Origin of the sequence: Nocardioides sp. NPDC051685 (assembly GCF_044453405.1) — a bacterium.
GTDB lineage: Bacteria > Actinomycetota > Actinomycetes > Propionibacteriales > Nocardioidaceae > Nocardioides.
The window spans coordinates 1-1,416 of the sequence record NZ_JBITCR010000032.1 but is presented as its reverse complement, the minus strand read 5'-3'; the positions used below and the strand labels follow the sequence as shown (position 1 = coordinate 1,416).

1 protein-coding gene is annotated in these 1,416 nt (G+C 66.3%); it reads left to right on the top strand.

Annotated features, from left to right (window positions below):
• The first annotated feature begins 232 nt into the window (after positions 1–232).
• Positions 233–1,399: an IS110 family transposase gene (locus ACIA03_RS30245; RefSeq protein WP_141793736.1), complete on the top strand. Its 1,167-nt coding sequence runs from the start codon at positions 233–235 to the stop codon at positions 1,397–1,399.
• Positions 1,400–1,416: the final 17 nt, after the last annotated feature.

Here is a 1,416-nt window from a genome sequence, read left to right as displayed (position 1 = left end):
CGCGGCTACTAGACACTCGACTGCAGGATCGGTGTCTGGCCAGACTCGGTCCAGGTGATCGGCGGGCAGCTCTCTATGCGGCTGCCCACCGGCTAACGGGTGTGGCTCTCTTCCGGTCTGCGGCCCGCCGGTCATCGTGACGAGGCGTGGCTCAAGAAGGGACTGCCCTGCTCGTAGTAGCAATGCCCACCTCGCCGTCCACAACGGGAACGAGCACAGGCGGGAGCAGCACATGGAGCACGTGATCATCGGGGTCGATCCACACAAGCTTTCGGCCACGATCGAGGTCGTCAACCGGCACGAGCAGATGCTCGGGTCGGGCCGGTTCACGACCGACCGCGCCGGCTACGCCGGGATGCGGGCCTATGCCAAGAAGTGGCCGGACCGGGTCTGGGCGGTCGAAGGCAGCAACGGCACTGGCCGACCACTCGCGCAGCGGCTTCTCGAAGACGGCGAGCAGGTCGTCGACGTCCCCGCGAAGCTCGCTGCGCGGGTGCGGCTCTTCGACACCGGTCACAACCGGAAGACCGACGCCCATGACGCGCATGCGGTGGCTGCGGTAGCGGTGCGCACCAAAACCCTGCGGGTGCTGCAGCTCGACGGCGAGCTTGAGGCGCTGCGGATGCTTACCGACCGACGCGAAGCACTCACGCGGCGTCGGGTACAGACTGTCGACCGGCTCCAGGCTCTGCTCGCAGAACTCCTACCTGGTCAGGCGAAACGCGACATCACCACCGCCCAGGCCAAGGGCATGCTGGCGTCGGTCCGACCTCGTGACATCGCTGGGAAGACCCGTCGCCGGATCGCGGCTGAAGAGCTTGCCGAGCTGATCGCGGTCGAGGCAAAGATCAAGAAAGCCACCGCCGAACTCAAAGCCATCGTGCTGGCCCGCGGCTCCCGACTGATGGACCTTCCCGGCGTCGGACCCGTCGTAGCGGCTCGAGTCCTGGCCGATGTCGGCGATGTCACCCGCTTCGCCGACCGCAACCGGTTCGCGTCCTGGACGGGCACCGCGCCTCTCGATGCATCATCCGGTGAGCAGAACCGGCACCGGTTGTCCCGAGCCGGGAACCGGCGGATGAACCACATGATCCATATCGCCGCGATCAGCCAGATCCGGCTCAACACCGACGGCCGCGCCTATTACCTGCGCAAGCGAGCCGAGGGCAAGAAGTCTCTCGAGGCGATCAGGTGCTTAAAGCGCAGGATTTCCGACGCGATCTACCGCCAACTCCTCGAGGACGCCCAGCAAGCCGCGCTCCAGAGCGATGGCACGGGTCCGGGAGGGCACTGCAGGGCGTCTCAAGAATCCAGCGCGGCCGACCTTCCCCTGCTCATCGACACTTCGGATCAGCCACTTCCCGGACCCGCAGACAAGACGCTACGCCAGACCGGTTGACAACAGAAGGGAGCCGG